Source organism: Pedobacter psychrotolerans (assembly GCF_004340665.1).
Taxonomy (GTDB): Bacteria; Bacteroidota; Bacteroidia; order Sphingobacteriales; family Sphingobacteriaceae; genus Pedobacter; species Pedobacter psychrotolerans.
The window spans coordinates 296,270-322,765 of the sequence record NZ_SLWO01000003.1 but is presented as its reverse complement, the minus strand read 5'-3'; the positions used below and the strand labels follow the sequence as shown (position 1 = coordinate 322,765).

Sequence of the window (26,496 nt, the reverse complement as noted above, 5' to 3'; positions counted from 1 at the left end):
TATTTTTGACATAAAATACTGATAATCAATTACTTATTTATGTAAACCATTAAAACGGAGATATCTGAAGGTGAAACACCAGAAATTCTAGATGCCTGACCTAAAGTACGTGGTTTAATCTTAAATAATTTTTCACGGGCCTCTTTTGAAATGGAAACTATTTTATTATAGTCGAAATCTGGCTTAATTTCTTTGTCTTCCATCTTCAACATTTTAGCTACAATTTCATTTTCTTTCTCAAAATAACTTTCATATTTAATTTTGATCTCAGCTTGTTCAATGGTTTCGTTATCTAAATCCTTTGTATTTTCAGCCAGTGATTTACTCACTTTAATAATGTCCTGTAGGCCAACGTGTGGCCTGCCAACCAAGCTATGTATTTTAACATTTTGATTAAGTTGACTAGAACCTAAGCTTTCAAGCATTGGATTGGCATCTATCATTTCTATACCCTGAACTTTTGTAAATTTTACGAGGGCTTCAGCATTAGCAATTTTGTGATTTACTTTTTCTAAGCGTTCATCTGAAATTAATCCCAATTGGTGCCCGATAGGAGAGAGGCGGATATCGGCGTTATCCTGTCTTAGTAATAAGCGATGTTCCGCTCTTGACGTAAACATTCGATAAGGCTCTTCCGTTCCTTTGGTCACTAAATCGTCAATTAAAACACCAATATAACTATCGGATCTTTTCATGATCAATTCATGTTTATCATTAATTTTCTGATGCGCATTTATCCCAGCCATGAAACCCTGGCAAGCGGCTTCTTCATAACCTGTTGTTCCATTAATTTGTCCAGCCAGAAATAAATTACTAATTAGCTTTGTTTCTAATGTTAAAGATAATTGAGTAGGTGGGAAGAAATCATACTCAATGGCATAACCTGGTCTGAACATTTTAGCATTTTCAAAGCCAGGGATTAATCTAAGTGCTCGTTGTTGAACATCTTCAGGTAGTGAAGTTGAAAAACCATTTACATAGATTTCGCAAGTGTTCCATCCTTCAGGTTCTACAAAAATTTGATGTCTGTCACGTTCAGCAAAACGATTAATTTTATCTTCGATAGATGGACAATATCTCGGACCTAATCCTTTAATTCTACCAGTAAACATTGGCGATTTTTCAAAGCCTTCTTTCAATGTTTCGTGTACCTCATTATTGGTATAGGTTATCCAGCAGCATCTTTGATCTTTCGAAACTTCAGTTTCTGTGAAAGAAAATTTTCCTGGATTTTCATCGCCCCATTGTTCTTCCATTTTGGAATAATCCAGACTTCTTCCATCAACACGGGGGGGGGTACCAGTTTTCATTCTTCCAGCTTCCATACCCAATTCTACCAATTGCTCAGTAATTCCAGTTGATGCTCTTTCTGCTGTTCTACCTCCTCCAAATTTTTTCTCTCCGATGTGCATTACGCCATTAAGAAAAGTACCATTAGTTAATACAACAGCTTTACTTTCTATTTCAATACCTAATGATGTCTTGATGCCGTATACCGTATTATTCTTAACTAAAAGACCCACCACATTATCTTGCCACATATCAACGTTTGGCGTTCTTTCTAATGCTAGTCTCCATTCCTCTGCAAAGCGCATTCTATCAATTTGCGCTCTTGGACTCCACATTGCAGGGCCTTTAGATTTATTTAGCATTCTAAATTGAATGGTAGATTTATCAGATATAATTCCTGAATACCCACCCATAGCATCTACCTCGCGAACAATCTGTCCCTTTGCTACACCACCCATTGCCGGGTTACAACTCATCTGGGCAATAGTACCCATATTCATTGTAATTAATAAAACAGATGATCCTAGATTAGCAGCAGCGGCAGCGGCTTCACAGCCAGCATGTCCTGCACCAACAACAATCAAATCGTATTTTGAAAACATTTTATTTGTATTTCTATAATTGTTCCACGTGAAACAATTTAATTTTAAACTTTAATAGGTGAATGAATACCTATTAATAATACTGAATGTTCCACGTGAAACATATTGTTTAGAGTTTAAATAATTACGATCAGTAACTATTCAGAAAGTTCTAACCAACGCATAGTGTAATCATCCAATACTACTTTTAGTTTTTCAATTTCATCTGAAACTTCCTGAATCTTTATATAATTAGTTGATTCAATTTTTAATAAACTTTCAGTCAGCTGAGCTATTTTATGTTCTGTATCAGCCATGCCTTTTTCGCTATCATCAAGTTCTTTTTGCTCTTTAAAGCTTAACTTTTTAGTGGCCTTAATTGGAGCTTGTTCTATAGCGGGTGTGGCTGGTTTTTTTGTTTCTACTTTAATTTTTGGTTGATCGAGACTTAATCGGTATTCAGAATAATTGCCATTATAAATTTTAACAACACCTTCACCTTCCATAATAAATAGCTGATCGCTCATCTTATCCAATAGATATCTATCATGTGAAACCAACATTAATATCCCTGGAAAATTTTCTAAAAATTCTTCAAGAACATTTAAGGTATCAATATCTAAATCATTTGTCGGCTCATCCAGAATTAAAAAATTTGGATTTTGCATCAACACTTTCATCAGGTTCAAACGTTTCTTTTCACCACCACTTAACTTCTCTACCATGCCATGTTGTTTCTTTGGAGGAAAGAGAAAAAGCGTTAGTAGGGCAGAAGCAGTTATTACAGAACCATCAGCCATCTTGATATATTCAGCATCAGATTTTACAATATCAATTACCCTTTCTTTAGGATCGAAGGTTAAACCTCCTTGTTTATAATAACCAAAAACAGTTGTTTCACCTGTATCAACTTTTCCTGCATCAGGAGTTAACTGGCTGGTGATAATATTTAAGAGGGTCGATTTTCCTGTACCGTTTTTACCAGCCAAGCCAATTCGATCACCTTTTTTAAAGGTATAGCTGAAATCATTAATGATTGGTCTGCCATCAAATGATTTTGCGATGTGATCCACCTCGATTATCTTACCACCTTGGCGAGACATCTTCATTTGTAAGTTAATACTCTGATTATCAGACTTTTTCTTAGATTTTTCTTCTAAATCATAAAAAGCATTGATTCTGGCATTAGATTTTGTTCCACGGGCTTGAGGCATGCGCCTCATCCACTCCAATTCTTTCTTTAATAGCTGTTGGTTCTTATGTAAAACAGTTGCATCTAAAGCTTCCCTTTCGGATTTCTTCTCCAGAAAGTAGGCATAGTTTCCATTGTAATTGAAAATTTTACCTCTATCTAATTCGATAATTGTATTGCAGACATTATCTAGAAAATACCGATCGTGAGTTACCAATAGAATTGTTTTCTGACCAGTAGTCAAAAGTTTCTCTAACCATTCAATGGTATCAATATCCAAATGGTTGGTTGGCTCATCCAGCACTAGAATTTCAGGATCTTCAATTAACAGTTTTGCTAAAGCCAAACGTTTCTTTTGTCCACCAGAAAGCGTAGCGATTTTTTGCTGTAGATGAGTGATGCCCATTCTGTTTAAAATGGTCTTAATCTCATGCTCGTACTCCCAGGCATTATGTTCGCTTAATTCTTCATATAAGCGATTCAATGTTTTTTCATCTGGATTCGGATCTTCGATTAATTCCTCATACTCTTTGATCAACTGCTGCTGCTTATTCTCTAAAGAAAAAATATGATCACTGATGGAATAACCTTCTGTAAACTGAGGCTCCTGATCTAAGAAGCCAATTTTAACAGCCTTATTTTTCACAATTTTACCTTCGAGCGGAGGGAACCTTTCTGCTAATAATTTTAAAAGGGTACTCTTACCTGCTCCGTTAATTCCAACCAACGCTACACGCTGACCTGAGTTAATGCCTAAGGTTAAATTTTTAAATAGCCATTCATCATGATAACCATGACCTAAGCCTTCTGCCGCAATTAGTGTGCTCAATTTTTTTGTATTTCGGATTTATAAAGGAAAATTAGTGCAAAAGTAAGTATAAAATAATTGGTAGGGTATAAAGATGTTTCAAAGCCGCTAAGTATCAGCTAAAAATGGCAAAATATTGATACGTAGTGAGCCGAAGATTTGCAGATTAATAAATCTGCAGCAAAAAAAATGTAAACGAAAACAGCGGCTGGACTCGCTCCGCCGCTGCTTCTATCATTAACTAAAACTAAACTATATTTTGATGATGACAGAATTCTATTTTCAAATCATCAGGATGTTTTCTATAAATAAGACTAACAAGTGCCCGAAAAGTTGCAGGGATGATAAAGCTATTATACGAGCCTATACTAATTATCGACGAACGCCATCAAGTAATAGACAAACGGGCAAAAAAGAATACAATTTCTTTAAATGATTATTATGTGATTAACTGTTGGATTTTAAAAAGAAAAAGCAGAAATTGATAGATTCTAAATCAAGATGTATGTCTGAATTTAAGCGCCGGGATTTCCTAAAATTATCTACCCTTTCTACATTGCAATTAATAGCGTCGACTATGCCATTACACGCTTTTAGCGTAGAAACCAGGCAGCCTTCAAAAGATAGTGAAGCGGTATATTTTATTAATGATGGAATTTTCTATCGTCCGGAAGATTTTATACAGAAACTTCAGGAAATAAACACGTTAAATGCAATAGAAAGGGATAGTTACGGAGAAGGTGCTACTGTAGAAAAGCTATTAAATAAGTTCAAGGAAATTACCGGCAAAGAGTCTGCGGTATATCTTCCTTCAGGAACTTTAGCCAATCAACTCGCCATAAGTGTTTTGTGTGGAGATAAGACAAAGGCTTTCGTTCAGGAAACGAGTCATGTATATCGAGATGAAGGTGATGCAGCACAAACATTGTATAATAAAAGGTTAATTCCGCTTGCTCCTGGCAAAACTTATTTCACGTTAGAAGAATTACAGGAATCAGTTCAGTATCATCAGGATAATGAGGCTTTTGTTGGAGCCATTGGTGTAGTGTCTATAGAAACGCCTGTAAGAAGAACCTTTAATCAAGCTGTTCCACTAAGTGAAATTAAAAGAATCTCTGCATGGTGTAAAGAGCAAGGCTATAAGATGCATTTAGATGGCGCCCGGTTGCATATGGCTACTGCATTTACCCATTCCACTGTTAAAGAATATGCTTCTTATTTTGACACCGTTTACATGTGTCTATATAAATATTTAGGTGCCACAGGTGGTGCAGTTTTATGTGGTGATAAAGCGATTATTGATCAAATGCATCATCTGATTAAAATCCATGGGGGAGGCATTTTTACCAACTGGCCAAGTGCGGCAATGGCATTACATCATTTAAACAATGTTGATGAAGTTATGGCTAAAGTAATCGCTAAGTCCAATGAATTTATGCAGCAGATGAAGCCACTGAAAGGATTAAAATTTATTCCATTTGAAAACGGAACTAACCAGTTTAATGTAGCAGTAGACAAAACCATCGATGCTCATAAACTTAGTTCGAGGTTAAGAGCTGAGCATAATATCATTTTTGGTCAGCCTCGTGAGGATGGGTTTTTTAAGGTAAAAATGAATCCAACTTTGTTAAGAAGAGATAATAAGAAGATTTACGATGCATTTAAAGAGGCTATCGTATTTGCGAAGATTTAATCAAGCTTAATTCCTGATTCGCTCCTGTAACTAAGGTATTCATCTTCTTTTTGCGTCATCAAGGTTTTAGCCGCTTTGCCTTTATCTTTATAGCCTAGTAAATGTAATGTTCCATGAATCATAATGCGGCAAACTTCATCAAAATCATTTGTTTTGAAAGTTTTGGCATTTTCTTTAACACGCTCAATGCTGATAAAAATATCACTCACAATCTGCTTTTCCTGATCTGAATTATCAAAAGTGATGATATCTGTGTAGGTATCATGATTTAGATATTGCTGATTAATACCTAATAAGTATTCGTCGCTACAGAAAATGAAATTGAGCTCCTGTAATTTAAATCCTTCCTTTTCAATAGTGGCTTTAATCCATTTTTTGATCTTCAGTTTTTGTGGTAAATTATAATGAATGGATTCTGTAAAGAATGATATTGCAGGCATTTTCGGTTGTTTAAGGCTGCAAATTTAAGAAATAAAATTTAGTGATAAGTAGGCTAATGCATGAACGGTCGTCACCCTGAATTCATTTCAGGGTCTTTATACATAATAGATGCTGAAATGAATTCAGCATGACGAAATGATCTATATAATCTGCGAATCTGCGGCTAAACCTATCGTTCCATATTTAATGATTTCAGATATTCAGCGATTTTATTTTTATAGTAGTAGTTTAAACTTGGCGGCAGTTTCTGTAACACATCATTTCCGTTTTGTTGCTGCTTTTTATACTGCTCGAGCATTTTTTGGTAGGAAGGTGGAAATTCTTTTGCAGCTTTGCTTTCACGTTTGGAATCTTCCTCTTGATCACGTTCAGCTTTTTCCGCATTTAAAAGCTTGGTTAACAGTTCTTTTTGTCTGTTCAGGGTTTCCTGTTGAAGGCGTTTATTCACCAGATCGCTTTCCGTTTGTTTCATTTCCTTAATGGCTTCATTCAGATTACCCATTTTACCAGATCCATCTTTATTTTCTTCACGATTGATCTTTTCCAATGCCTGGCGGATCATCTGTTGTTGTTGGGCCATCTTTCCAAATTCCTGACTCATCTGTCCTTTGCCAACTGTGCCCTGGTTTCCGCCAGCCTTTTGCATTTGTTCCTTGGCTTTCTGCATGCTCTTGTTTAACTGTTCCTGCATCTGCGAAAGCTGTTTCATGCCTTGCTTTTGCTTTTTACCGCTTCCACCTTTAGCATTTTTCTGCATATTCTGCAACTGATTTAATGCTTCGCTTAACATCAAACTTAAATTATTGATAGAAGTCATGGTAAATTGCTGATAACGGTTCGCTTCAGGCGTACTTCGTTCGCCCAGGCGTTCTAAACTCTTATCAAGGTTAAAGTTAATCTTGTTCATTTCCTCGTTTACTGTCGATTCAATTTGAGGAACGCGTTTGCTTAAGGCATATAAGCTATCTGCGATGGTTTTGAGATTGTCTTTTATGTTCCGTTGCTTCTGGACATTGGTTGTGTAGGATGGATCAGCTGCGGTCATTTTTTTCAGCGTGAGCATCACTTTTTCCTGCTCGAATGAGGTATTCAATAAATTTTCCAGTAAACGACGTAATTCTTTAGCATTCAGGTTATTTTCTTGTTCTTCTCCCTGTTGTTGCATATCACTCATCTTCTTAGAAAGTTTTTCCATTTGCTCGCCAGCTTTTTGCTGCTTCTGACTGGCACTTTTAGAATCCTTTTTGTCTAAAGCATCTTTACTGTCCTGCTGTTCTTTCTGAATTTCCTGTACCTCTTTTTCAGGGTTTTCGAAAGGATTTGGTTTTTCCAAACCTTGATTTTTCTCTTCCAGTTTTTTCAAGTCATCCTTTAAATCCTTCATTTCCTTATTCAAAGCTTCTTGCTTTTGCTTAAGCGATTCCTGATCCTGTTTTTTATCAGCAGTTTGTTTTGCTAAGTCTTTTTGTTCTTTAGCCAGTTCGTTTAAACGGTCAATATCATTTTGAAGATTTTGTTCAAATTCCAGCTGTTTGTACAATTCCAGGATTCTGTCCAGTTCATTTTTGAGGGTTTTATTGTCCAATTGCATTTTCGAGAGTTCGTTTTGCGTTTGGTCTTTATTTTTCTCATTCATCAGGTTTTGCAGCTTCTGCAAAAGTTCTTTGGTTTTATCATCAAGCACATGATCAAACAAGTCTTTAATTTGTTTTTGCTTTTCTACTAGTTCATCCGTTTGTTTTTGATCTTCCTGCTGCTGAATATTTTTATCGTTTTGTTCTTTAATTTCTTTTACTGCTTCATCCAGTTGTTTCTGTTTATCCAGTAAAGCCTCAATTTGCTTTTTATCTTCAAAGGAAATCTGTTTCTTATCAATCAGGCTTTCAGCAACTTTTTTGCTTTCTTTTTCAATGGTATTGGCTAAACGAATGGCCGATTGCATTTTTTGCTTCAACGCCTGGTTGCTTGCATTAATTTGCTCAGCGGTTTCACTTTTCGTGGCTTGTTTAATGGTTTTGATTTCAGAACGGGTTGTTTTCGCACCATTCACGCCATCATTATCGGCAACTTCAAAATAATATTCAATTTGCTGTCCTGGCTTTGCCGGAACCGCTTTTAAATCCCAGAAATAGAAAAAAGTATTTTCAGTGGTGTTTGCTTTTATCGCAATATTTTTGCTCACCGTACTGATTATTTTATTGTTTTCTTTGATGTTGTATTTAAAACTCAATCGGCTGAAGCCATAATCATCCGTAACTTGTCCGCTGAAGTACAAAGCTTTGTTACTGATCGAATCCTGTTTTTCTTCCACCTGAATAGCAGGCGACTGGTCTTTCACTACCGTAATTTGATGGGAAAGAGAGTCTTTTAAAGTGACAAAATCATTTTTAGGCGTGATGCTGTACCGGGCATTATTTCTAATGGTTGCGTGATAAGTAGATTGGTTATTTTCCACTTGCAAAACACTTTCGTTATCGTTCAATTTAAAAATAAGGGAATTGCTTTGTCCGGTCTTAAATGCCCAGGTTACACGGGTGCCTTCAGATAAAAGCAAGTCGCCGGCATTGGAAACCACCTCGGCTTTTTTTCCCAAATAGGAAGGGAAGCTTAATGTGGCTGTAGCATTGAGCAGTTCTGGGCGGGGTTTAACAGTAACTGTAAATGCAGAGGAACTGAAGCCGCCACCTTTGAAAATTAGTTTTTTATCACTTTGAATATTTTTGATGTTGTATTTGAACTTACTGATATTGTCCTTCTCCAGTTTATAGGTATTCTTGCCATCTTCCACATATACTTCCGCAGGCAATTCATCGCCAGCTAATTTCAAATCGATGGTAACGTCACCCCCTTGGGTAACAGTTAAATTGCGGTTTAAAACGGTGAAGGTAAAAGGTGCTTTCGGGGCATTGTATTCGTCATATTTAAAGAAACTGTTGGTGCCTTCACGCAAAATTGCAGGTGCAATAAGTGCAATCAGCAGAATGATTGATAAGGGAATGAAAAGGTATTTCAGGTATTTACGATTGTCATTTATCCTCACGGCGGTATAAAAAGGAACTGGTTTTAATTCCAGGATCTTCTGGTCTATACTGGCAATGATCAGTTGATTATCAGGTAATTGCTCAGATAGTTTGTGGAGTTGTAACGTGTTTAAAAGCTTATCTTTAATGTCGTAAAAATGGTTACCAATAATCACAGAAGCTTCATCAAAAGAAAGGTGTCTGCCCAATTTAAGCATAGAAAGTAAGGGGCGGATGATTAAAAAACCAACTAATGTAATGCCGATAAACAGGTATGCGAAGAATAAGAAAGTTTTAAAACCGGCAGAAGGATGGAGGTAATACAAACTCAAAAATACCAACAAATACATGCCTAAAAGTATGGCGGCGGCATAGATACTTCCTCGTAAAATCTTGTTCAGATAAAATTTATGGATAAACTCCTCTATCTTCCTCAGTAAATCGCTGTAGTTATTGCTTACCATATCAACGTAAATGTAAAAATTGTTTCCCATCAATTTAATATAAACTTGTAAGGTTTTTAGGACCATACCGGTTTTGCTTATGATAGTTAATACAAAGGTTACATAGATTTTAAATGAGTGTACAGGTAAAAATCTACTTTTGGATTTTGTATATTAAGCCTGAATATGAAGCGAATCATTATTTCAACAGTTATGGTATTGGTATTTACCACATCGTTTGCTCAAAAGTTTAACTGGAATAAAAACCAGGTTATTGCTCATCGTGGGGCCTGGAAAAAGAATAATTTTCCTCAAAATTCAATAGCCTCTTTAAATGAAGCCATTAAACTTGGTTGTTATGGTTCTGAGTTTGATGTATGGATGACGGCTGATAATATTCTCGTGATCAATCATGACCCTGAATTTCAAGGCCTAACCATTGAAAAAGTTAAATATGAGGAACTGCTCACCAAAACCATGAGCAATGGAGAGAAAATTCCAACGCTTGAAGATTATTTGAAAGCAGGGATGAAACAACGCAGTACTAAATTGATCCTGGAGATAAAACCTTCTTTAATTAGCAAAGAACGCGGTATCGATGTAACCAATAAATGTGTTGAAATGGTTAAAAAAGTTGGTGCTGTAGCATGGACTGAATACATCAGCTTTGATTACGATTATTGCAAACGTATTTTAGAACTAGTGCCAAATGCGAAGGTGGCCTACCTGAAAGGGGATGTCAGCGCAGCACAAATGAAAGCAGACCGTTTAACTGGTGTAGATTATTATTACAGCATTTACCAGAAAGAGGGATGGATTGAAAATGCCCATCAGCTAGGCTTAACCGTAAATGCATGGACAGTAAATACGGCGCCTGAAATCCAATGGTTACTGGCCCATCAGGTTGATTACATTACCACAAACGAACCTGAATTAACTTTTGAGGAATTGAAGAAAACACCTTCTGCTTTAGGATGGAAATTGAAATGGGCAGATGAATTTTACGAAACAGGTCTTCCGCTTAGTAAAAACTGGTCGTACGATGTAGGCGGAAAAGGCTGGGGCAATAATGAGTTGCAATATTATACTGAAGCCGACTCCGCAAACGCACAGGTAAAAAAGGGAAACCTGAATATCACGGCTGTTAAAGCTGATAAAGAAGGCAATCATTACACCTCTGCCAGGCTGGTGAGCAAAAATAAATTCGATTTCAAATACGGAAGGGTAGAAGTAAGGGTGATGTTACCAAAGGGGCGGGGCTTATGGCCAGCAATTTGGGCATTGCCTACTGAAGGAAAGTACGGAGGTTGGCCTAAAAGTGGAGAAATTGATATTATGGAGCATGTCGGTTATCAACCTGATAGTGTTTATGGAACCGTACATACCGAGAAATTTAACCATACGATTCATACGCAAGTGGGGAAGGGTGTTAAAATCAATCCATACGATGCTTACCATGTTTATGCCATTGAATGGTACAAAGATAGTATCGATTTCTTTGTGGATGAGCAAAAATACCTGAGCTTCAAAAACACTGGAAAAGGTACGCCAGAATGGCCATTTGATCAGAACTTTCATTTAATTTTAAACGTTGCCGTTGGCGGCGGATGGGGTGGAAAGATGGGAGTGGATGAATCTATATTCCCTGCGACGATGAAAGTAGATTATGTAAGGGTTTACCAGAAATAATCATAAGTCATCAACTGAAAATTGTGAACTAAATTATGGATTCACGTAGAGAATTTCTTAAAAAAGCAGCACTGTTTGCAGGCGCAACAGGGGCAGCCCATACTTTTCCGGCAACGGTGCTAAAAGCGATGTCGATTGATCCAGACCCAGGCACTACTTTTCAGGATGCGGAGCACATCGTATTCCTGATGCAGGAAAACCGTTCCTTCGACCACATGTTTGGCAAAATGAAAGGCGTTAGGGGTTTCAATGATCCGCATCCGCATATTCAGCCAGATGGCAATAAGGTTTGGCTTCAAAAGGATGGTCAGGGTTATACTTATGCACCTTTTCATGTTGATATTAACAAAACCAAAATTACCTGGCAGGGCGGATTGCCGCACTCCTGGAATGATCAGGTCGCTGCCAGAAATGGTGGAAAATATGATAAATGGGTTCTGGTAAAATCAGCCATTTCCTTAGCTTATTACGATCGGAATGATATTCCTTTTTATTATGCTTTAGCAGATGCTTTTACCGTTTGTGATCAGCATTTTTGCTCATCATTAACAGGAACCACGCCAAACCGATTATTCTTTTTTACAGGAACCGTGCGTGGGGAGAAAAGTGAAATCGAAATCGCCGTGGTCAATAACGACCAGGCAGAATCTCAGAACAACGTTTTTGTAGATTGGCCTACTTTTCAGGAAACTTTAGAAGATAATGGTATCGATTGGCGCATTTATCAAAATGAACTGTGGACATCAAAATTGCCTGAAGGTGAAGTTGATGACTGGTTGGGGAATTATGGCGATAATCCAGTTGAATATGTTTCCCGGCACCATGTTAAGCTTTCCGCATATTTCAGAAAGAACGGTGATCATACCGTTAAACCTCCTTTAAGTGCAAAAGAAGTTCAGGCGAAATATGATCAATTATCCCAAAGGGAAAAGAACCTGATTGATAAGGCTTTTCAGACCAACATCAGTCAGAAAGATTATTTAGATCTGACACCTTTTACCTTCACCAATGATGAGGGAAAATCAGAAACGATCAATATTCCAAAAGGCGATATTTTCCATCAGTTCAGGCAGGATGTAGACCAGGGAAAATTACCTACCGTTTCATGGCTAGTTGCACCTCAACGTTTTTCTGATCATACCAGTTCTCCACTTTATGGTACCTGGTACGTTAGTGAGGCTTTAAATATTCTGACTAAAAACCCTGAAGTCTGGAAGAAAACTATCTTCGTTTTAACTTACGATGAAAATGATGGATATTTTGATCATCAGCCACCTTTTGTGGTGCCAAACCCAAATGATGCGTCAACAGGAAAAGCATCTGCCGGAATAAATTATGCCACGGATTTTGAAGCGAGAAAAGGAAGTCCGATTGGCTTAGGTTACCGTGTGCCTATGGTAATCGCCTCTCCCTGGAGCAAGGGCGGGTTCGTAAATTCGCAGGTATTTGACCATACTTCATCATTGATGTTCATGGAGAAATGGTTGAGTAAAAAAGAGGGCAAAAACATCAAAAGTAATAATATCAGTGATTGGAGGAGAAATATTTGTGGCGATCTGTCATCTGCTTTCAGGCCTTTCCATGGAGAAGAAATTAAAAACCCGGAGCCTTTAAATCGCGAAACTGTGGTTACCAATATCAACAATGCGAAGAACAAACCTGCTCAGGCTGAGCCAACAGCATTAAATAAAATGGAGGTTGATAAAATTAATAAGTTTGAAGCTTTCTCACATCAAACATCGGTTCACGCCCCAAAACAGGAAAACGGAACCAAACCAGCTTGCGCATTACCTTATCACTTAATGGTTGATGCTCATTTGGTTAATAATGAAATACAACTTACTTTCCAATCTGCAAAAACGCTTTTCGGAAGCGAGATCGAAACGGTAGGAGCACCTTTCAATATGAGTACCAATGCTAAATTTAAAGGTGTCGCCGGAAAAACCTGGGCATATGCTGTAAAATCTGGCGATACCCTTACAGAAAAGATTAGCATTGAAGATTTTGATGATGAAGTTTACGATTTCAGGGTTACAGGACCAAATGGTTTTTACAGGCATTTCGCGGGGAGTAAAAAGAATCCACAGTTAATGATTCAGGCAAAGCCGGAACAAATCGGTTTAGTGAGTAAAAAGCTTAGTGGAAATTTAATTTTCACCATTGAAAATAAAGGTATAATGGCTGTGGCCATTCAAATTATTGACCATAAATATGGAGCGGCACCAAGAAATCTCCAGTTGAAACCAAAATCAGCCAATAGTGTGGTATTGAATTTATCTAAAAATGCAAACTGGTACGATTTCAGTGTTATCCATACAGGAAATAAAATATTTAGTCACCGTTATGCTGGCAAAATAGAAACCGGAGAGGTAACCACGACTGATCCTTTTATGGGGAATGTAGTGTAAGGGTAATTGTTTAATTGAGAGAAGGCTCTGTTAGCCGACGAAGGGTATTAGAACCTCTATCCGCCTATCGGCACCTTCCCCCTGAAAGGGAAAGGGCTAAGAAAAAGAGTGTGAAAATCGCTAATTTGTTCTCCCAGCAATGGAGTTTTCGCGAATTAAAAAGCGATTGGTAGTTCAACCTGTGTTCTATCCCAGGCAGCAACTAATGCAGCGCCTTGCGGAAGCGGACTAAATGTTAAGGAGAAATATTCAATTGGCTTGTTTAAGTTTTTGACCGGAACATCAACACGAACGATATCCATAGATTGATCATATGTAAAAGCACCCCACTTATCGGTTTGCTTATTGATGATGATAGTCCATTTATCTTTATTGGGTATGGCAAATAAACTGTAAGTACCAGCCTTAATTTTTTTGCCACCAACGGTTACTTTCTTATAAAAGCGAATTTCTGTACTCTCGTTTGCACCAAAACGCCAAACTTTACCGTATTGCTCCAGCACACCAAAAATATCACGACCCTTTTTCTGAGGGCGTGAATAAATTATTTTAATGACGGGTTTTAAGTTTTCACCCTCTTTAGCTTTTGGCGTATTGATGGGGAAATAAAGAATATCAGCCGGACTTGGATCGGCGATAGGAAATTTTACCTCTGCAGGTAAACCTTCCTGAGCTTTTGCACTAAAGCACAACAAAGCGAAAACAATAACAAAAATATTTCTCATTTGCTTTGAGTTCATTTTAATTCAAAAAGGTTATGAAGATTTAGCTATTAGTATTTTCTACCTTTAACAATGGCATTTAAAAATAATCCAGCGGTTAATAAACCTAAAACGCCACCTAATAATGCGAAGATGTAATTCTGCGTAATGATTGCACCAGTTAAAACTCCGAAGATTAAACCTAATGCGTAATATAACCAGTTGAAATTATTGCTGCTGTTTTCTTGTAAGCTCATGTTTTAAATATTTGGAGGCAAAGTTAGTATTTATTTTAAATTATAATTTGCGATTAGCTTTCAATTTTTTAATAAAGGATTGAAATTGTCATTCGGAGGCAGTATTTATGAAATATTTTAAATTGGTATATCTTATTTTAAATCACGAAGTTGAAATTTTCAAGTGTTGGTGTTAAGCATTAACAATTTATATGCTGCCAGTTTCTATCTTGAATGATAAATTTCTCAACGAGTACAATACCCTTTTTGCTTAAAAATCATGTTTTATCAGACTAATGTAAAAGAAGTATGAAAACATTTGGATATTAATCAAACGATTGATTAATTTTGCGGCAGAATAAGAAATGAAAGCAGAAAAAATAGATAAAAAACAGGCCATTCTGGATGCCGCCGAAAAGCTGTTTTGTGAAACAGGTTACGAGGGTACTTCCACCCGCCAGATTTCAAAGGAATCGGGTGCCAATATGGCGATGATTAATTATTATTTCGGGTCTAAAGAGGGTGTTTTTATTGAGATTATGAATGGCAGAATAGCCAGTTTTGGATCTCAGTTAAAAATCATTAACGAAGATAAAATATCATCACTTGAAAAATTGCATAAAATAATTGAGGGTTATGTAAATAGGATTTTAAGTAATCCTGCCTTTCATAAAATGATGCACAGAGAACTGTCACTAACACAGCGACCTGAAATGTATGATAAAATTAAAGATGCCATGAGCCAGAATATGCAAATCATGGATCGCATTATCGCCGATGGAATCGAAGATGGTAGTTTTAATCAGGTTGACGCAAGAATGGTTATTGCAACCATTATGGGTACGATTACAAACATTGTGATCTCCCCACACAAAGTTATGCCATTCTCATCCTTTGATTTGAACAATCCGAAGGATAAAAAAAATATTAAAGAACGTACCATCACTTACTTACAAGATCTCTTAACCGTTTATTTAACAACAAAAAAATGATACCCAAATCCATTAAATTACTGCTTGTGGCATCATTAATTCCAATGGCTTTATTTGCACAGAGTACAAAGGAATTAAACATCAATCAGGCAATTGAACTTGGCATAGCCAATAGTAAAAACTTAAAATTATCTCAAAATAAAATAGATCAGGCTATGGCACAGCTTGAAGTAGTTAAAGATAATGCGCTACCATCAGCGAATGCTAACTTCATTTACAATCACGCCGAAATCCCGACCACCACTTTTACCTTACCCGGAGGTGGATCTTCTTTTCACTTACCCAACAGGGCTGATGCCTTTGTAGGAACTGCGGCAGTTCAGGAGTTGGTATACGGAGGCGGTAAACTTAAATACGCCAAGGAATCAACAAAATTATTGGCTGATGTAGCCCGGTTAGATGCTGATAAAAATAAGGAAGAAATTACTTATGCTGTAATTAATACCTATTATGCCTTATATAAGATAGCGCAAAGTAAAAAAGTTGTTGATCAGAATTTAGAATCAATTGCCGCCCAGATTAAACAGGCACAACGTTTTTTTGAGCAAGGTATCGTAACTAAAAATGATGTATTGCGGTTCCAATTGCAACAGGCTAACGTAACCCTTAACCAAATGGATATAGAAAGCAATCGCAAAATCATTAATTATAATTTGGATATTCTTCTTGGCTTACCAGAAGATACTGAAATCAATATTGCCGATCCGAGCGTGGGTTTGAAATCTATTGGTTCTTTAAATGAATATATTGCTCAGGCCATGACGAACCGCCAGGAGTTGAAACAACTTGATGTGCAAAACAAGGTGGCTGATTATAACATTAAAACGGTTAAGGCCAATACCTTACCTACTGTAGCAGTTGGCGCAAACTTATATTATATTAATCCAAGTGGTAGCTTTATTCCTCCGGTTAATCAATATTTAATGCCGGTAACCGTTGGTGCCACTGTTTCCTGGAACATCGGTAGCCTTTGGACAAATAAAAACAAAGTGAGTGAGGCTAAAATTGAGCAAAATGCCATCACTTTTCAAAAGGATATTCTAACAGATCAGGTTAAAACGGATATTAACAAAAACTTTCAAACTTATCAGGTTGCTGTAAATAAGATTCAGGTTCTGGAAACTTCAATCGCTCAGGCTACAGAAAACGACAAGTTACTTGCATCAAAATATAAAAACAACGTAGCCTCTGTTACCGATAGAATTGATGCAGAAACGCTTTTATATCAGGCGAAGATCAATTTAGAAATCGCAAAAGCTGATGCAGGTTTGGCTTACTACACATTATTAAAATCAACTGGAAAAATAACGCAATAAATACAGCAATGACAACTGAAAAGAAAAAAAAGAATATAGTAGTACCAATCATTTTAGGGGTTTTACTAGTAATAGGTATCGTTTTTGGTATCGTAGAGTGGAATTATTATAGCAAACACGTAGATACGGATGATGCGCAGATTGATGGAGATATCAGTCCTGTTGTTGCACGGGTAGGTGGCTATGTTAAGGATATTAATTTCGAAGAAAATACACATGTTACCGAAGGTCAGGTTTTAGTGAAACTTGATGATAATGATTATAAAGTAAAGTTAGAGCAGGCGCAATCTGGTCAAAAAGGGGCGAGTGCAGGAGTTGGTGTTGCACAATCGCAAATTGCCGCTACTCAGGCCAATACCAGTACAGCAAAAGCAAATGTAACGGCTGCAAGAGTAAAGCTAAACCTGGCAAATAAAGATTATGCCCGTTATGCAAACTTAATAAAAGATGGTTCCATCACGCAACAAGCATTTGATCAGGCAAAAGCATCGAAAGAATCAGCAGAAGCTGCTTTTCAGGCTGCTCAGGATCAATATAATGCTGCAGTTAAACAAGTAGGAACAACTCAATCTCAACTGGCGGTAAGTAGCAATGTAATTAGTCAGCGCCAAAGTGATATCGATTTTGCTAAATTACAATTATCATACACTGATATTAAAGCACCTGCAACAGGTTTAGTTTCTAAAAAGAATGTTCAAAAAGGACAATTGATTCAGCCTGGTCAGTCTTTATTCTCTATTGTGAACGATGGCAGTATTTACGTAACAGCGAACTTTAAAGAAACACAGTTAGAAAAAATTAAGTCAGGTTCTAAAGTAGAAATTGAAGTGGATGCCTACCCTGATGAAAAAATTCAGGGTGAAGTATATAACTTCTCACCAATAACTGGTGCTAAAGGTTCATTATTACCTCCAGATAATGCTACAGGTAACTTTGTTAAAGTTGTTCAGCGTATTCCTGTAAAAATTAAAATTCATCCATCAAAAGAAATGTTAGCCAAGTTACGCCCAGGAATGAGCGTTAAGGCCTCAGTTTCTACTAAATAAATTTAAAATGGCCGAAGTAGGTTTAAAAAAATGGATTATTACATTTACGGTAATCACGGCTTCTTTACTGGAGTTGATTGATACGACCATTGTAAACGTAGCAATCCCTCAAATACAGGGAAACCTGGGCGCTACCCTTGAGGATATCGCCTGGTTATCTACTGGTTATGCCGTTGCGAACGTAATTATCCTGCCTATGTCGGGGTGGTTAGGTAGTCGTTTCGGGCGTAAAAATTATTTCTTAACCTCCATTATCGTTTTTACATTGGTTTCATTTTTATGTGGTAATGCCACATCTTTAAATGAACTGATTCTGTTTAGGATTCTACAAGGAGTAGCCGGTGGTGGATTGATTTCTACTGCACAGGCAATTCTAATTGAAACCTGGCCTAGAGAAGATGTGGGTATCGCCACAGCTTTATTTGGTTTAGGTGCCGTTGTTGGTCCTACTGTTGGTCCTACCATTGGAGGTTATATTTTAGAAGTGGCAGATTGGCCATGGATTTTTTATGTGAATATTCCCGTCGGGATACTCGCGGCCTATTGTACCTATACCTTTATTCGAGAGACGCCAAAAGATGGGAAAGGGAAGCCCGTGGATTGGTGGGGAATTGCTTTATTGGCAATAGCTGTTGGTAGTTTACAAACCGTTTTAGAAAAAGGAGAAAGCGAAGACTGGTTCTCAACACCATACATTACCGCATTAGCTGTAATATCTGTTTTTGGGTTGCTGCTTTTCATCTGGAGGGAAACTGCTACTGAGTTTCCTATTGTAAACCTTAGGATCATGAAAAAAAGAAGCTTTTCTATCGGAATGTTTACTTCTTTTATTTTAGGATTCGGACTTTACGGCTCGGTTTTCGTTTTCCCGGTATTTGCGCAGAATTTGTTAAGCTTTACGCCTCTACAAACCGGAAAGCTATTTATTGCCGGTGGTATTTGTACCATTGCCATGATGCCGTTTATTGGTATTATGCTTAAAAAAGGTGTTCCTGCACAATTTATGGCGACCGGAGGAATGTTTTTATTCTTCGTTTTCTGTTGGATGCTGAGTAATTCAACATTAGCTTCCGGAACAGGTGATTTCTTTTGGCCGCTAGTGATTAGGGGTTTTGGTATGGCTTTACTGTTCGTGCCTTTAACCACGCTGGCTATGCAAGATTTATCAGGGGCGGAGATTGGTCAAGGATCAGGTTTAAATAACATGAGCAGGCAGTTAGGAGGGTCATTTGGAATTGCAGCATTAACAACTTTAATTCACGTTCGTGCTGGTTTCCATAGAAATAATCTGTTAACCAACATCAATGAATACAACCCGGCTTTTACGCAGAAGTTTAATGCTTTAATCAGCGGCTTTATGGCTAAAGGAACTTCTTTCTTAGATGCAAAATTAATGGCGATGAAAGCAATTGAAGGTACCGTAATTAAACAAACCATGTTGCTTACTTATAGTGATGCTTACTGGGTTGCAGGACTAATTATGTTGTTCTCTATTCCACTTTTATATCTTCAGAAATTTAAGAAAAACGCTAATATTGTTACAGATGCGCATTAAGTATTGCCCTGTTAAAGGCAATCACTAAGCTTAAGTTATACTAGAAATTCATATACTTCTGCCTTAAAGTCCTCCCTTCCGGGGAAGATTTAGGTGGGACTAAACAAAACAGCCGGTGTATTTTGTACATCGGCTGTTTTAACCCAAAAAATTAACAATCAATGCAATGCCCTTAAACATTGCAAATATTCTTACTTCGCTAGCTAGTAACCAAATAAGATTTTAAAATTAAAATTTATTCTACAATTATCCAAATTGTAAGCGCTAGAATTTTAATACCTTATGCATTTTTTGTAGTATTACCCTATACAAAACTATTGCTTAAGCTATGCCAAAACTCCGTTTGACTACACAGCGAGAATCTATCTTTAATAATGAGGTCATCTCGAAATTTGAGCTCTTCAACAGTCTTTTCTTAACCCTTCCATTTTATAAAATAAAAGATACAGGAACATTACTGCCCTTATTTTTTAAAAGTTGTGAAGAAGGAATATCCAACGGACAGAAGCCGGCTCAGGTGATTGAAGAATTTTTCACCAAGTATACCCATTATACAGAGCGGAAAGATATTATTGATTTACTGTTCCGTTTTATACAATATATTGAACGTCAGGTCGTACTTTTTGATGCTGTAGAAGATGCTTCATTTACAAAGTTGAATACAACTGATGAGCAAAGTACACTTGCCTTCATTTTAAAAAAGAATGCTGATAACAAACCAATGCTTTCCAAAATTGAGAAGTTGATTGATGAGTTATCATTGCGTTTAGTTTTAACGGCACATCCTACTCAGTTTTATCCAGGCAATGTTTTAGCGATCATTACCGATTTAACTCATGCCATTCGTGAGAATAACATCACTTCAATGAATTCGCTGCTACAGCAACTTGGAAAAACGCCTTTTTTTAACAAGAAATCTCCAACACCTGTAGATGAGGCTTTGAATTTAGCCTGGTTTTTAGAAAATACCTTTTACTTTGCTGCGGCGAATATTCAGGCAGAGATTGATCAAAATCTGGATGAATATAATCTTGAAACCAAGAAGATTTTAGAATTGGGTTTTTGGCCGGGAGGTGATCGTGATGGTAATCCAAATATCCATGCAGATACCACATTGGAAGTTTCTAAAATGTTGCGTCAGATTTTATTCCGCTGTTACTATCGCGATTTCAGGGTAATTAAACGCCGGATCACCTTTAGGGGAGTTGAAGAAAACATCGCTATTTTGCATGATGTACTTTATAAAAATGCTTTCGATCAGGCCTGTGAGTTACATGATATTTCTGACGAGTTAAGAGAAAACCTGAATAAAATTAAAGATACACTGCTTACAGAGCATGAAGGTTTGTTTGTTGAACTGGTTAATGATTTAATCAGAAAGATTGATTTGTACGGCAATTACTTCGCATCCTTGGATATCCGCCAGGACAGCCGCGTGTTGAGAAGTGTTCATGCATATTGCCGTCAAAACAAGCCTATTTCTTCACTGTATCCGGAAAATTATGATCAGCTTTCTGAAGGAGAAAAACTTAAGCTCATTTCTTTTAAAGAAGCTACACCCGTTTATGCCACGGATGGAGATGATCTGATTAAAGATACCATCCAAACGATAAAAGAAATCAAAGGCATTCAGAAACGCAATGGCGAAAAAGCCTGTCATAGGTTTATTATTAGTAATTGTCAGCGAGCAACCGATATACTTCAATTAATTGAACTATTTCTTTGGAACGGCTGGAGCAAGGATACATTAACCATAGATTTTGTGCCGCTTTTTGAAACGGTAACGGATTTAAAAGGCGCTGCTGATATTATGGATATCTTATACAGTAATCCTTTTTACAAGGCACATTTAGCAAGCAGAGGTAATAAACAAGATATTATGCTTGGCTATTCCGACAGTACAAAAGACGGGGGCTATTTAATGGCCAATTGGTCTATTTTTAATGGAAAAACTTCATTAACCGCTGTTGCTAAAAAGCATAATATCCAATTGGCATTTTTTGATGGACGGGGTGGGCCTCCGGCGCGTGGTGGTGGTAAAACACATCGTTTCTACGCCTCAATGGGGAAAGAAATCGCCAATAAGAATATGCAGTTAACTGTTCAGGGACAAACCATCAGTTCACAATATGGCTCGGTGGAAAGTGCTGAGTTTAACATTGAACAGTTAATCAATGCCGGAATTTCATCTGGTTTAAAAGAGAAACACAATGTACTTTTAGATCCTGAAAATAAAACATTGCTTGATGAAATGGCTAATGATGCTTACAAAGGTTTTGTTGATTTGCGTGAACATCCATTGTTCGTTAGCTATCTTGAAAAATTATCACCACTGAAATTATTGTCTCAGGCAAACATCAGTAGCCGACCGGTAAAAAGAAATGGTGGCGGCGAAATGAAACTGGAAGATTTAAGGGCAATCAGTTTTGTAACAGCCTGGAGCATGTTAAAGCAAAATGTTCCTGGTTTTTATGGAATGGGAACTGCATTAAGTAATCAGGAGAAAGCCGGAAACTGGGATAAAGTCATTAAAGTTTACGAAGATTCTGATTACCTAAGAACAATCGTGGATAACTGTATGATGAGTATGAGCAAATCAGACTTCGCTATAACAGCTCATTTAGCCGCAGACGAGGAGTTTGGTGCTTTTTGGACACAATTGCATGAAGAATTTGAATTAACGAAGAAAATGCTCTTAAAGCTTTCAGGGCAGGAAACACTAATGGCTAATTATCCGGTAGATAAAAGATCGATTGCAACACGTGAGCGAATCATTTTACCATTGGTTTTAATTCAGCATTTTGCGCTTGAAAAACTGCAGCACAATCAAAATGAAAGTGATCAAACCGCTTTAGAAAAGTTGGCGGTGAGAACAGTATTTGGAATTGTGAATGCCGGAAGGAATTTGGCTTAGAGTTTAATTAGTCAAATAAGAAAGATCGTCATTGCGAGGCACGAAGCAATCTTAATTCGATATGTTGCGAACGTAGTAGGATTGCTTCGTGCCTCGCAATGACGTTATACCTAAAAAATAAACCCTTGCAGATTTTATCTACAAGGGTTTATTTTTTTAAGTCTGCAAACCCGTAAGGTTTTTAAAACCTTACGGGTTTAAGTTAGACTATCGATCAATCGAGCCCATAACTTTTTGGCCGAAGGCATTTAATGCGTCTTTTTCAGCTGCACCATCGCTTACCATTTGGTGTACTTCTAAAGCGCCACAAATATTGGTAATCATCTCGCCTGCAACATCAACCTCATGCTCACTAACACCTCTGAATTCACAGAAAGCCTCTAAAACCTCTAAAGTAGTTTCCAATTGAGCAGGCGTAGTGTTTTGAAACAATTGTCTTATAACCGGAATCTTCATTATTTTATTTTGTTAAAAAGTTCAATCAAACCTTCAGCTTTGTTGGTTTGCACCTGATCAACCAAATTACCACCTTCAAAAGCTGCGAAAGTTGGTAAATTATCAACGTTTGCAAATTTGCGTGAGTTTGGAAGTTTTTCGGCATCCACAATTAAGAAAGCTACATCTTCATTTTCTGCAGCCAGCTTTTTAAATTTCGGTTTCATGATTCTACAGTTACCACACCATGATGCGGCATACTGAACCATTACTTTGGAGTTGTCGGCTAAATATTGTTGAAGATTATCCTCAGTTAATTCTAAAAACATAATGTTTATTTTATTAGTTAGCGGCTAAATATTCAGCAACGCCATCTCTGTTAGCGTTCATTGCTTCTTTTCCTTCTTCCCAGTTTGCAGGGCAAACCTCGCCATGTTTCTGAACGTGAGTATAAGCATCAATTAAACGTAAATATTCTTTAACATTTCTACCCAATGGCATATCGTTTACACTTTCGTGGAAAACTTTACCCGTTTCGTCAATTAAATAGGTGGCTCTGAAAGTAACGTTTGAACCAGAGAAAGATTCATTTCCTTCTTCGTCATAGTTAACTTCTTGATCTAAAATATCTAAAATTCCAGATAATTGTCTGTGGGTATCAGCCAAAATCGGGTAAGTAACACCTTCAATACCACCATTGTCTTTTGGCGTATTTAACCAGGCAAAGTGAACTTCGTTTGTATCACAAGATGCGCCGATTACGATGGTATTTCTTTGTTCAAATTCAGGTAAAGCCGCTTGGAAAGCATGTAATTCTGTAGGGCAAACAAATGTAAAATCTTTTGGATACCAGAATAATAATACTTTGCTATTTTTATTTACAGCTTCTTCAAATACATTGATTTTCAAGTCATCACCCATGTCTGACATTGCATCAATACTAACACTTGGGAATTTTTTACCTACTATTGCCATAATATTTTGTCTTTAATTTTATGCGACAAAGGTACGGCTAAAACTCATCCAAATCAACCCATGTTTATTAATAGTTCATTGTATTTATTGATAATGATATAGATGAAAACTATATTATGATAAATATGTATAGCAATTTTCTATGTTTTTGTTATGGTAATAAATGGATGATGCTTTTAGGCTTAGAAGCCCTGCTATTCGTTACAATCTTTTAAAGAACTTCTGTCATGCTGAGGCACGAAGCATCTGTTTCATCGGTTACAGATGCTTCGTGCCTCAGCATGACAGTACATTCAAGGTTGCTGCAAATAAAACCTTTTCTGGTTTTAATAGAAGTTGCTTTTAACTACTTTTTCAAAGTACGCTCATATAACTTGAATATGCGTTTATATTCATCGGTCCAGCTGCTTGGTTCTACAAAACCATGATCTTCCACCGGGTAGGCCGCCAACTCCCAATTGTCTTTTCCAAGCTCAATAAAACGTTGTGTCAAACGAACAATATCCTGGAAATGAACATTCACATCTACCATTCCATGTGCCATGAGTAAATTTCCTTTTAATTTGTCCGCAAAGTAAATTGGCGAACTTCTTTTATAGGCAATCGGATCATTGAATGGTTCATTTAAAATATTTGAGGTATAACCATGATTGTAATGTGCCCAATCGGTAACAGAACGTAAAGCTGCACCGCTGGTAAAAACATCAGCTTCATTAAACATCGCCATTAGGGTAATAAAGCCACCGTAAGATCCACCATATAAACCTACATGTTTAGGATTTACGCCATATTTCTCGACCAGAAATTTTACTCCATCTGCTTGATCAGTTAAGTCCTTTCCACCCATGTGGCGATAAATACCTGTGCGGTGATCGCGACCATAACCAGAACTTCCGGTATAATCAATATCAATTACAGTGTAACCATTATCGGCCAGTAAATTATTAAACATAAACTCCCGGAAGTATGTGCTCCAGCCAAAGTGAACATTTTGCAAATAACCAGCACCATGTACAAAAACTACTGCAGGATGATTGGGATGTGGCTTTTCAGATTTATAAACCCTGGCATAAACATCAGCACCATAACGGTTTTTGAAACTTACCAGATCTGGTTCACGCCATGGGTAAGACTTAAATTCAGCTGATGTAGATTCTGTCACTTTTGTAGCTTTTGCACCAACTTGATTGGGTTGAATATATAACTCACCAGGTTTATTCATGTACGAATAATTGATGGACACATATTTTTCATCAGGTGAAAGGATAATTTCATTTAAGCCTTTCATCATTGTGATTTGAATAGGCTGACCGCCACTAACGCTGATTTTAAAGAAATTTGTAATGCCGGGATGTTCCTTATTGGCTTTAAAATAGAAGGTTTTTTTATCTTTAGAAAGCTGTACAGACTGAACCTCCCATTTGCCTGATGTAAGCTGCTTTTTCTCACCAGTTGAAACGTTGGCTACATAAAGGTGTGAATAACCTGTTGCTTCACTTTGGTAATAGATGTGATTATTATCTACCCAGCCTGTATTTCCCTGGTAAAATCCGCTAATGCCCGGCCCGCCAATCCAAGCCTCGTCGCGCTGACGATCAATTAAAGAAAACTTACCTGTAGAAGCTTCTAATTTTAAAACCCAGCGGTCTTTGTTATCCTGAGATGTAGCGATGACAATCCCTGAAGTTCCATTTTCATTCCATAACGGACCAAACAAATTTACAGGACGGTCAGCATTTTTCTTTTTCAGGGTATCAAGCGCTTTCGGATAATCTTTTAAATAATCAGGCAGATCCTTTATCCCCGGAATGGTTGATGGCTGAAAGGCATATACAGAATCTCTTTCCCTATCATAAATAAAACCATGAGAAACATTTTCATTTTCACCAACTTTGGTTCTCCCTGGAATATCTTCAGTATATCCTGATGCAGTAACGTAATTGGGGATGATGGTGTTATGGTTATTTTGTGCAGGCGTGGTGAGTTTGTAAGTAACATAACGGCCATCGGGGCTGATCACAACTTCGTTCAGAAATTGATCTTCAGTATATAATTCTTTCAATGATTTTGTATCGGTAGGAGGAGTGCCAAAACGACCTCTGACTGAGCGGTTGCTACCCTTTGTTTCTGAATTTCTTTTTTTGATGATATCGAATAATGTTGTTTGTTCCGCCTTCAACCATTGATCTTGTTCCGTTGCTGGCTGCGATTTTGCTTTCCCAGCTTTTTTACCTTTAACAAAATTAGTAAGCTGTGTGGTCTCCGCAGACTTTAAATCGATTTCAAAGAGGTTATCTCCCTGTTGATAAACGACATTTCCATTAACCAGGAAAATCGGATTACTTTCACGCTCCAATGTATTCGTTAGGCGGGTTTCTTTATTGGATTTAGTTTGTAGAAGGTAAATATCTCCGCTTTTCTCCACTAAACCAAGTGAGCGATTTTGATTATAAACATAGTTTAAACTTAACAGTTTTTCATCTTCTTTATCTGCAGCTTTAATAGGTTTAGGGGATGAAGTGGTAACTTTGTAAAGTTCTTCCTTAGCCTTATTTTCAGGATTCCAGTTAAAGTAAAGTGTTTTACTATCGGCTGTCCAGCGGAAATTAGTTGGCGAAGTTCCCATCCATTTAGGGTCTCGCATAATTTTTTCGACTGTTAAGGGGGCAATTTGTTGTGCAAAAGTATATTCGCCCGTGCAGAGCAAAAGGAAAAATAAATATTTTTTCATGAATTTGGATTGGATGCTGCAATTTAGATA

18 protein-coding genes are annotated in these 26,496 nt (G+C 37.2%); 8 read left to right on the top strand and 10 right to left on the bottom strand.

Features of this window, described 5'->3' with window-relative positions; genetic code table 11:
- Window positions 1-29: 29 nt before the first annotated feature.
- Window positions 30-1,892 (bottom strand): tRNA uridine-5-carboxymethylaminomethyl(34) synthesis enzyme MnmG, encoded by a 1,863-nt coding sequence (gene mnmG / locus EV200_RS08800; RefSeq protein ID WP_132531214.1) that lies wholly within the window; start codon window positions 1,890-1,892, stop codon window positions 30-32.
- Window positions 1,893-2,029: 137 nt separating this feature from the next.
- Window positions 2,030-3,892: an ABC-F family ATP-binding cassette domain-containing protein gene (locus tag EV200_RS08795; RefSeq protein ID WP_132531211.1), complete on the bottom strand. Its 1,863-nt coding sequence runs from the start codon at window positions 3,890-3,892 to the stop codon at window positions 2,030-2,032.
- 556 nt (window positions 3,893-4,448) lie between these two features.
- Here EV200_RS08795 and EV200_RS08790 point away from each other — a divergent pair.
- Entirely contained in the window at window positions 4,449-5,564 is a 1,116-nt protein-coding gene (locus EV200_RS08790; RefSeq protein ID WP_229676813.1) for a threonine aldolase family protein, read from the top strand.
- On the opposite strand, the gene ybeY is transcribed toward EV200_RS08790, so the two are convergent.
- On the bottom strand, window positions 5,561-6,004 hold the full coding sequence (gene ybeY, locus EV200_RS08785; RefSeq protein ID WP_132531205.1) for an rRNA maturation RNase YbeY: 444 nt from the start codon (window positions 6,002-6,004) through the stop codon (window positions 5,561-5,563). The genes EV200_RS08790 and ybeY overlap by 4 nt on opposite strands.
- 170 nt (window positions 6,005-6,174) lie before the next feature.
- Window positions 6,175-9,519 (bottom strand): DUF4175 family protein, encoded by a 3,345-nt coding sequence (locus tag EV200_RS08780; protein ID WP_229676812.1) that lies wholly within the window; start codon window positions 9,517-9,519, stop codon window positions 6,175-6,177.
- A 135-nt stretch (window positions 9,520-9,654) separates the two neighbouring features.
- Here EV200_RS08780 and EV200_RS08775 point away from each other — a divergent pair, with 135 nt between their 5' ends.
- Both EV200_RS08775 and EV200_RS08770 read left to right on the top strand, forming a co-directional pair.
- Window positions 9,655-11,157 (top strand): glycerophosphodiester phosphodiesterase family protein, encoded by a 1,503-nt coding sequence (locus tag EV200_RS08775; RefSeq protein ID WP_132531202.1) that lies wholly within the window; start codon window positions 9,655-9,657, stop codon window positions 11,155-11,157.
- A gap of 35 nt (window positions 11,158-11,192) precedes the next feature.
- Entirely contained in the window at window positions 11,193-13,565 is a 2,373-nt protein-coding gene (locus tag EV200_RS08770; protein WP_132531199.1) for a phosphocholine-specific phospholipase C, read from the top strand.
- Between the two features lie 155 nt (window positions 13,566-13,720).
- Here EV200_RS08770 and EV200_RS08765 read toward each other — a convergent pair whose 3' ends face one another.
- Both EV200_RS08765 and EV200_RS08760 read right to left on the bottom strand, forming a co-directional pair.
- Entirely contained in the window at window positions 13,721-14,290 is a 570-nt protein-coding gene (locus EV200_RS08765) for a DUF2911 domain-containing protein (RefSeq protein ID WP_132531196.1), read from the bottom strand.
- Window positions 14,291-14,337: 47 nt separating this feature from the next.
- The gene (locus tag EV200_RS08760; RefSeq protein WP_029281623.1) at window positions 14,338-14,523 is read right to left on the bottom strand and encodes a hypothetical protein; all 186 of its coding nucleotides are present in this window, start codon (window positions 14,521-14,523) and stop codon (window positions 14,338-14,340) included.
- Between the two features lie 344 nt (window positions 14,524-14,867).
- Here EV200_RS08760 and EV200_RS08755 point away from each other — a divergent pair, with 344 nt between their 5' ends.
- The 5 genes from EV200_RS08755 (at window position 14,868) to EV200_RS08735 (ending at window position 22,325) form a co-directional block, all read left to right on the top strand.
- Window positions 14,868-15,494 carry a TetR/AcrR family transcriptional regulator gene (locus tag EV200_RS08755; RefSeq protein WP_132531193.1) on the top strand — a complete coding sequence of 209 codons (627 nt, stop codon included), beginning with the start codon at window positions 14,868-14,870 and terminating at the stop codon, window positions 15,492-15,494.
- On the top strand, window positions 15,491-16,810 hold the full coding sequence (locus EV200_RS08750) for a TolC family protein (RefSeq protein ID WP_132531189.1): 1,320 nt from the start codon (window positions 15,491-15,493) through the stop codon (window positions 16,808-16,810). Before EV200_RS08755 ends, EV200_RS08750 begins: the two co-directional genes overlap by 4 nt.
- A gap of 8 nt (window positions 16,811-16,818) precedes the next feature.
- The gene (locus EV200_RS08745) at window positions 16,819-17,856 is read left to right on the top strand and encodes an HlyD family secretion protein (RefSeq protein ID WP_132531186.1); all 1,038 of its coding nucleotides are present in this window, start codon (window positions 16,819-16,821) and stop codon (window positions 17,854-17,856) included.
- A gap of 7 nt (window positions 17,857-17,863) precedes the next feature.
- On the top strand, window positions 17,864-19,411 hold the full coding sequence (locus EV200_RS08740) for a DHA2 family efflux MFS transporter permease subunit (protein ID WP_132531183.1): 1,548 nt from the start codon (window positions 17,864-17,866) through the stop codon (window positions 19,409-19,411).
- 328 nt (window positions 19,412-19,739) lie between these two features.
- Window positions 19,740-22,325, top strand: a complete 2,586-nt coding sequence (locus EV200_RS08735) for a phosphoenolpyruvate carboxylase (protein ID WP_132531180.1) — start codon at window positions 19,740-19,742, stop codon at window positions 22,323-22,325.
- A gap of 207 nt (window positions 22,326-22,532) precedes the next feature.
- Here EV200_RS08735 and EV200_RS08730 read toward each other — a convergent pair whose 3' ends face one another.
- The 4 genes from EV200_RS08730 to EV200_RS08715 all read right to left on the bottom strand — a co-directional run bounded on the left by EV200_RS08730 (window position 22,533) and on the right by EV200_RS08715 (window position 26,466).
- Window positions 22,533-22,781, bottom strand: a complete 249-nt coding sequence (locus EV200_RS08730) for a DUF6952 family protein (RefSeq protein WP_029281635.1) — start codon at window positions 22,779-22,781, stop codon at window positions 22,533-22,535.
- Window positions 22,781-23,089 carry a thioredoxin family protein gene (locus EV200_RS08725; protein WP_010599335.1) on the bottom strand — a complete coding sequence of 103 codons (309 nt, stop codon included), beginning with the start codon at window positions 23,087-23,089 and terminating at the stop codon, window positions 22,781-22,783. The genes EV200_RS08730 and EV200_RS08725 overlap by 1 nt, the downstream gene beginning before the upstream one ends.
- Window positions 23,090-23,102: 13 nt before the next feature.
- Window positions 23,103-23,735 (bottom strand): peroxiredoxin, encoded by a 633-nt coding sequence (locus EV200_RS08720; protein ID WP_029281637.1) that lies wholly within the window; start codon window positions 23,733-23,735, stop codon window positions 23,103-23,105.
- Window positions 23,736-24,081: 346 nt separating this feature from the next.
- Window positions 24,082-26,466 (bottom strand): S9 family peptidase, encoded by a 2,385-nt coding sequence (locus tag EV200_RS08715; protein ID WP_165877897.1) that lies wholly within the window; start codon window positions 26,464-26,466, stop codon window positions 24,082-24,084.
- Window positions 26,467-26,496: the final 30 nt, after the last annotated feature.

Bases quoted from the DNA above. Each gene is read 5' to 3' on its own strand.
- mnmG (WP_132531214.1), bottom strand. From the start codon at position 1,892: ATGTTTTCAAAATACGATTTGATTGTTGTTGGTGCAGGACATGCTGGC.
- EV200_RS08790 (WP_229676813.1), top strand. From the start codon at position 4,449: ATGCCATTACACGCTTTTAGCGTAGAAACCAGGCAGCCTTCAAAAGAT.
- ybeY (WP_132531205.1), bottom strand. From the start codon at position 6,004: ATGCCTGCAATATCATTCTTTACAGAATCCATTCATTATAATTTACCA.
- EV200_RS08780 (WP_229676812.1), bottom strand. From the start codon at position 9,519: ATGGGAAACAATTTTTACATTTACGTTGATATGGTAAGCAATAACTAC.
- EV200_RS08775 (WP_132531202.1), top strand. From the start codon at position 9,655: ATGAAGCGAATCATTATTTCAACAGTTATGGTATTGGTATTTACCACA.
- EV200_RS08770 (WP_132531199.1), top strand. From the start codon at position 11,193: ATGGATTCACGTAGAGAATTTCTTAAAAAAGCAGCACTGTTTGCAGGC.
- EV200_RS08765 (WP_132531196.1), bottom strand. From the start codon at position 14,290: ATGAGAAATATTTTTGTTATTGTTTTCGCTTTGTTGTGCTTTAGTGCA.
- EV200_RS08760 (WP_029281623.1), bottom strand. From the start codon at position 14,523: ATGAGCTTACAAGAAAACAGCAGCAATAATTTCAACTGGTTATATTAC.
- EV200_RS08755 (WP_132531193.1), top strand. From the start codon at position 14,868: ATGAAAGCAGAAAAAATAGATAAAAAACAGGCCATTCTGGATGCCGCC.
- EV200_RS08750 (WP_132531189.1), top strand. From the start codon at position 15,491: ATGATACCCAAATCCATTAAATTACTGCTTGTGGCATCATTAATTCCA.
- EV200_RS08745 (WP_132531186.1), top strand. From the start codon at position 16,819: ATGACAACTGAAAAGAAAAAAAAGAATATAGTAGTACCAATCATTTTA.
- EV200_RS08740 (WP_132531183.1), top strand. From the start codon at position 17,864: ATGGCCGAAGTAGGTTTAAAAAAATGGATTATTACATTTACGGTAATC.
- EV200_RS08735 (WP_132531180.1), top strand. From the start codon at position 19,740: ATGCCAAAACTCCGTTTGACTACACAGCGAGAATCTATCTTTAATAAT.
- EV200_RS08730 (WP_029281635.1), bottom strand. From the start codon at position 22,781: ATGAAGATTCCGGTTATAAGACAATTGTTTCAAAACACTACGCCTGCT.
- EV200_RS08725 (WP_010599335.1), bottom strand. From the start codon at position 23,089: ATGTTTTTAGAATTAACTGAGGATAATCTTCAACAATATTTAGCCGAC.
- EV200_RS08720 (WP_029281637.1), bottom strand. From the start codon at position 23,735: ATGGCAATAGTAGGTAAAAAATTCCCAAGTGTTAGTATTGATGCAATG.
- EV200_RS08715 (WP_165877897.1), bottom strand. From the start codon at position 26,466: ATGAAAAAATATTTATTTTTCCTTTTGCTCTGCACGGGCGAATATACT.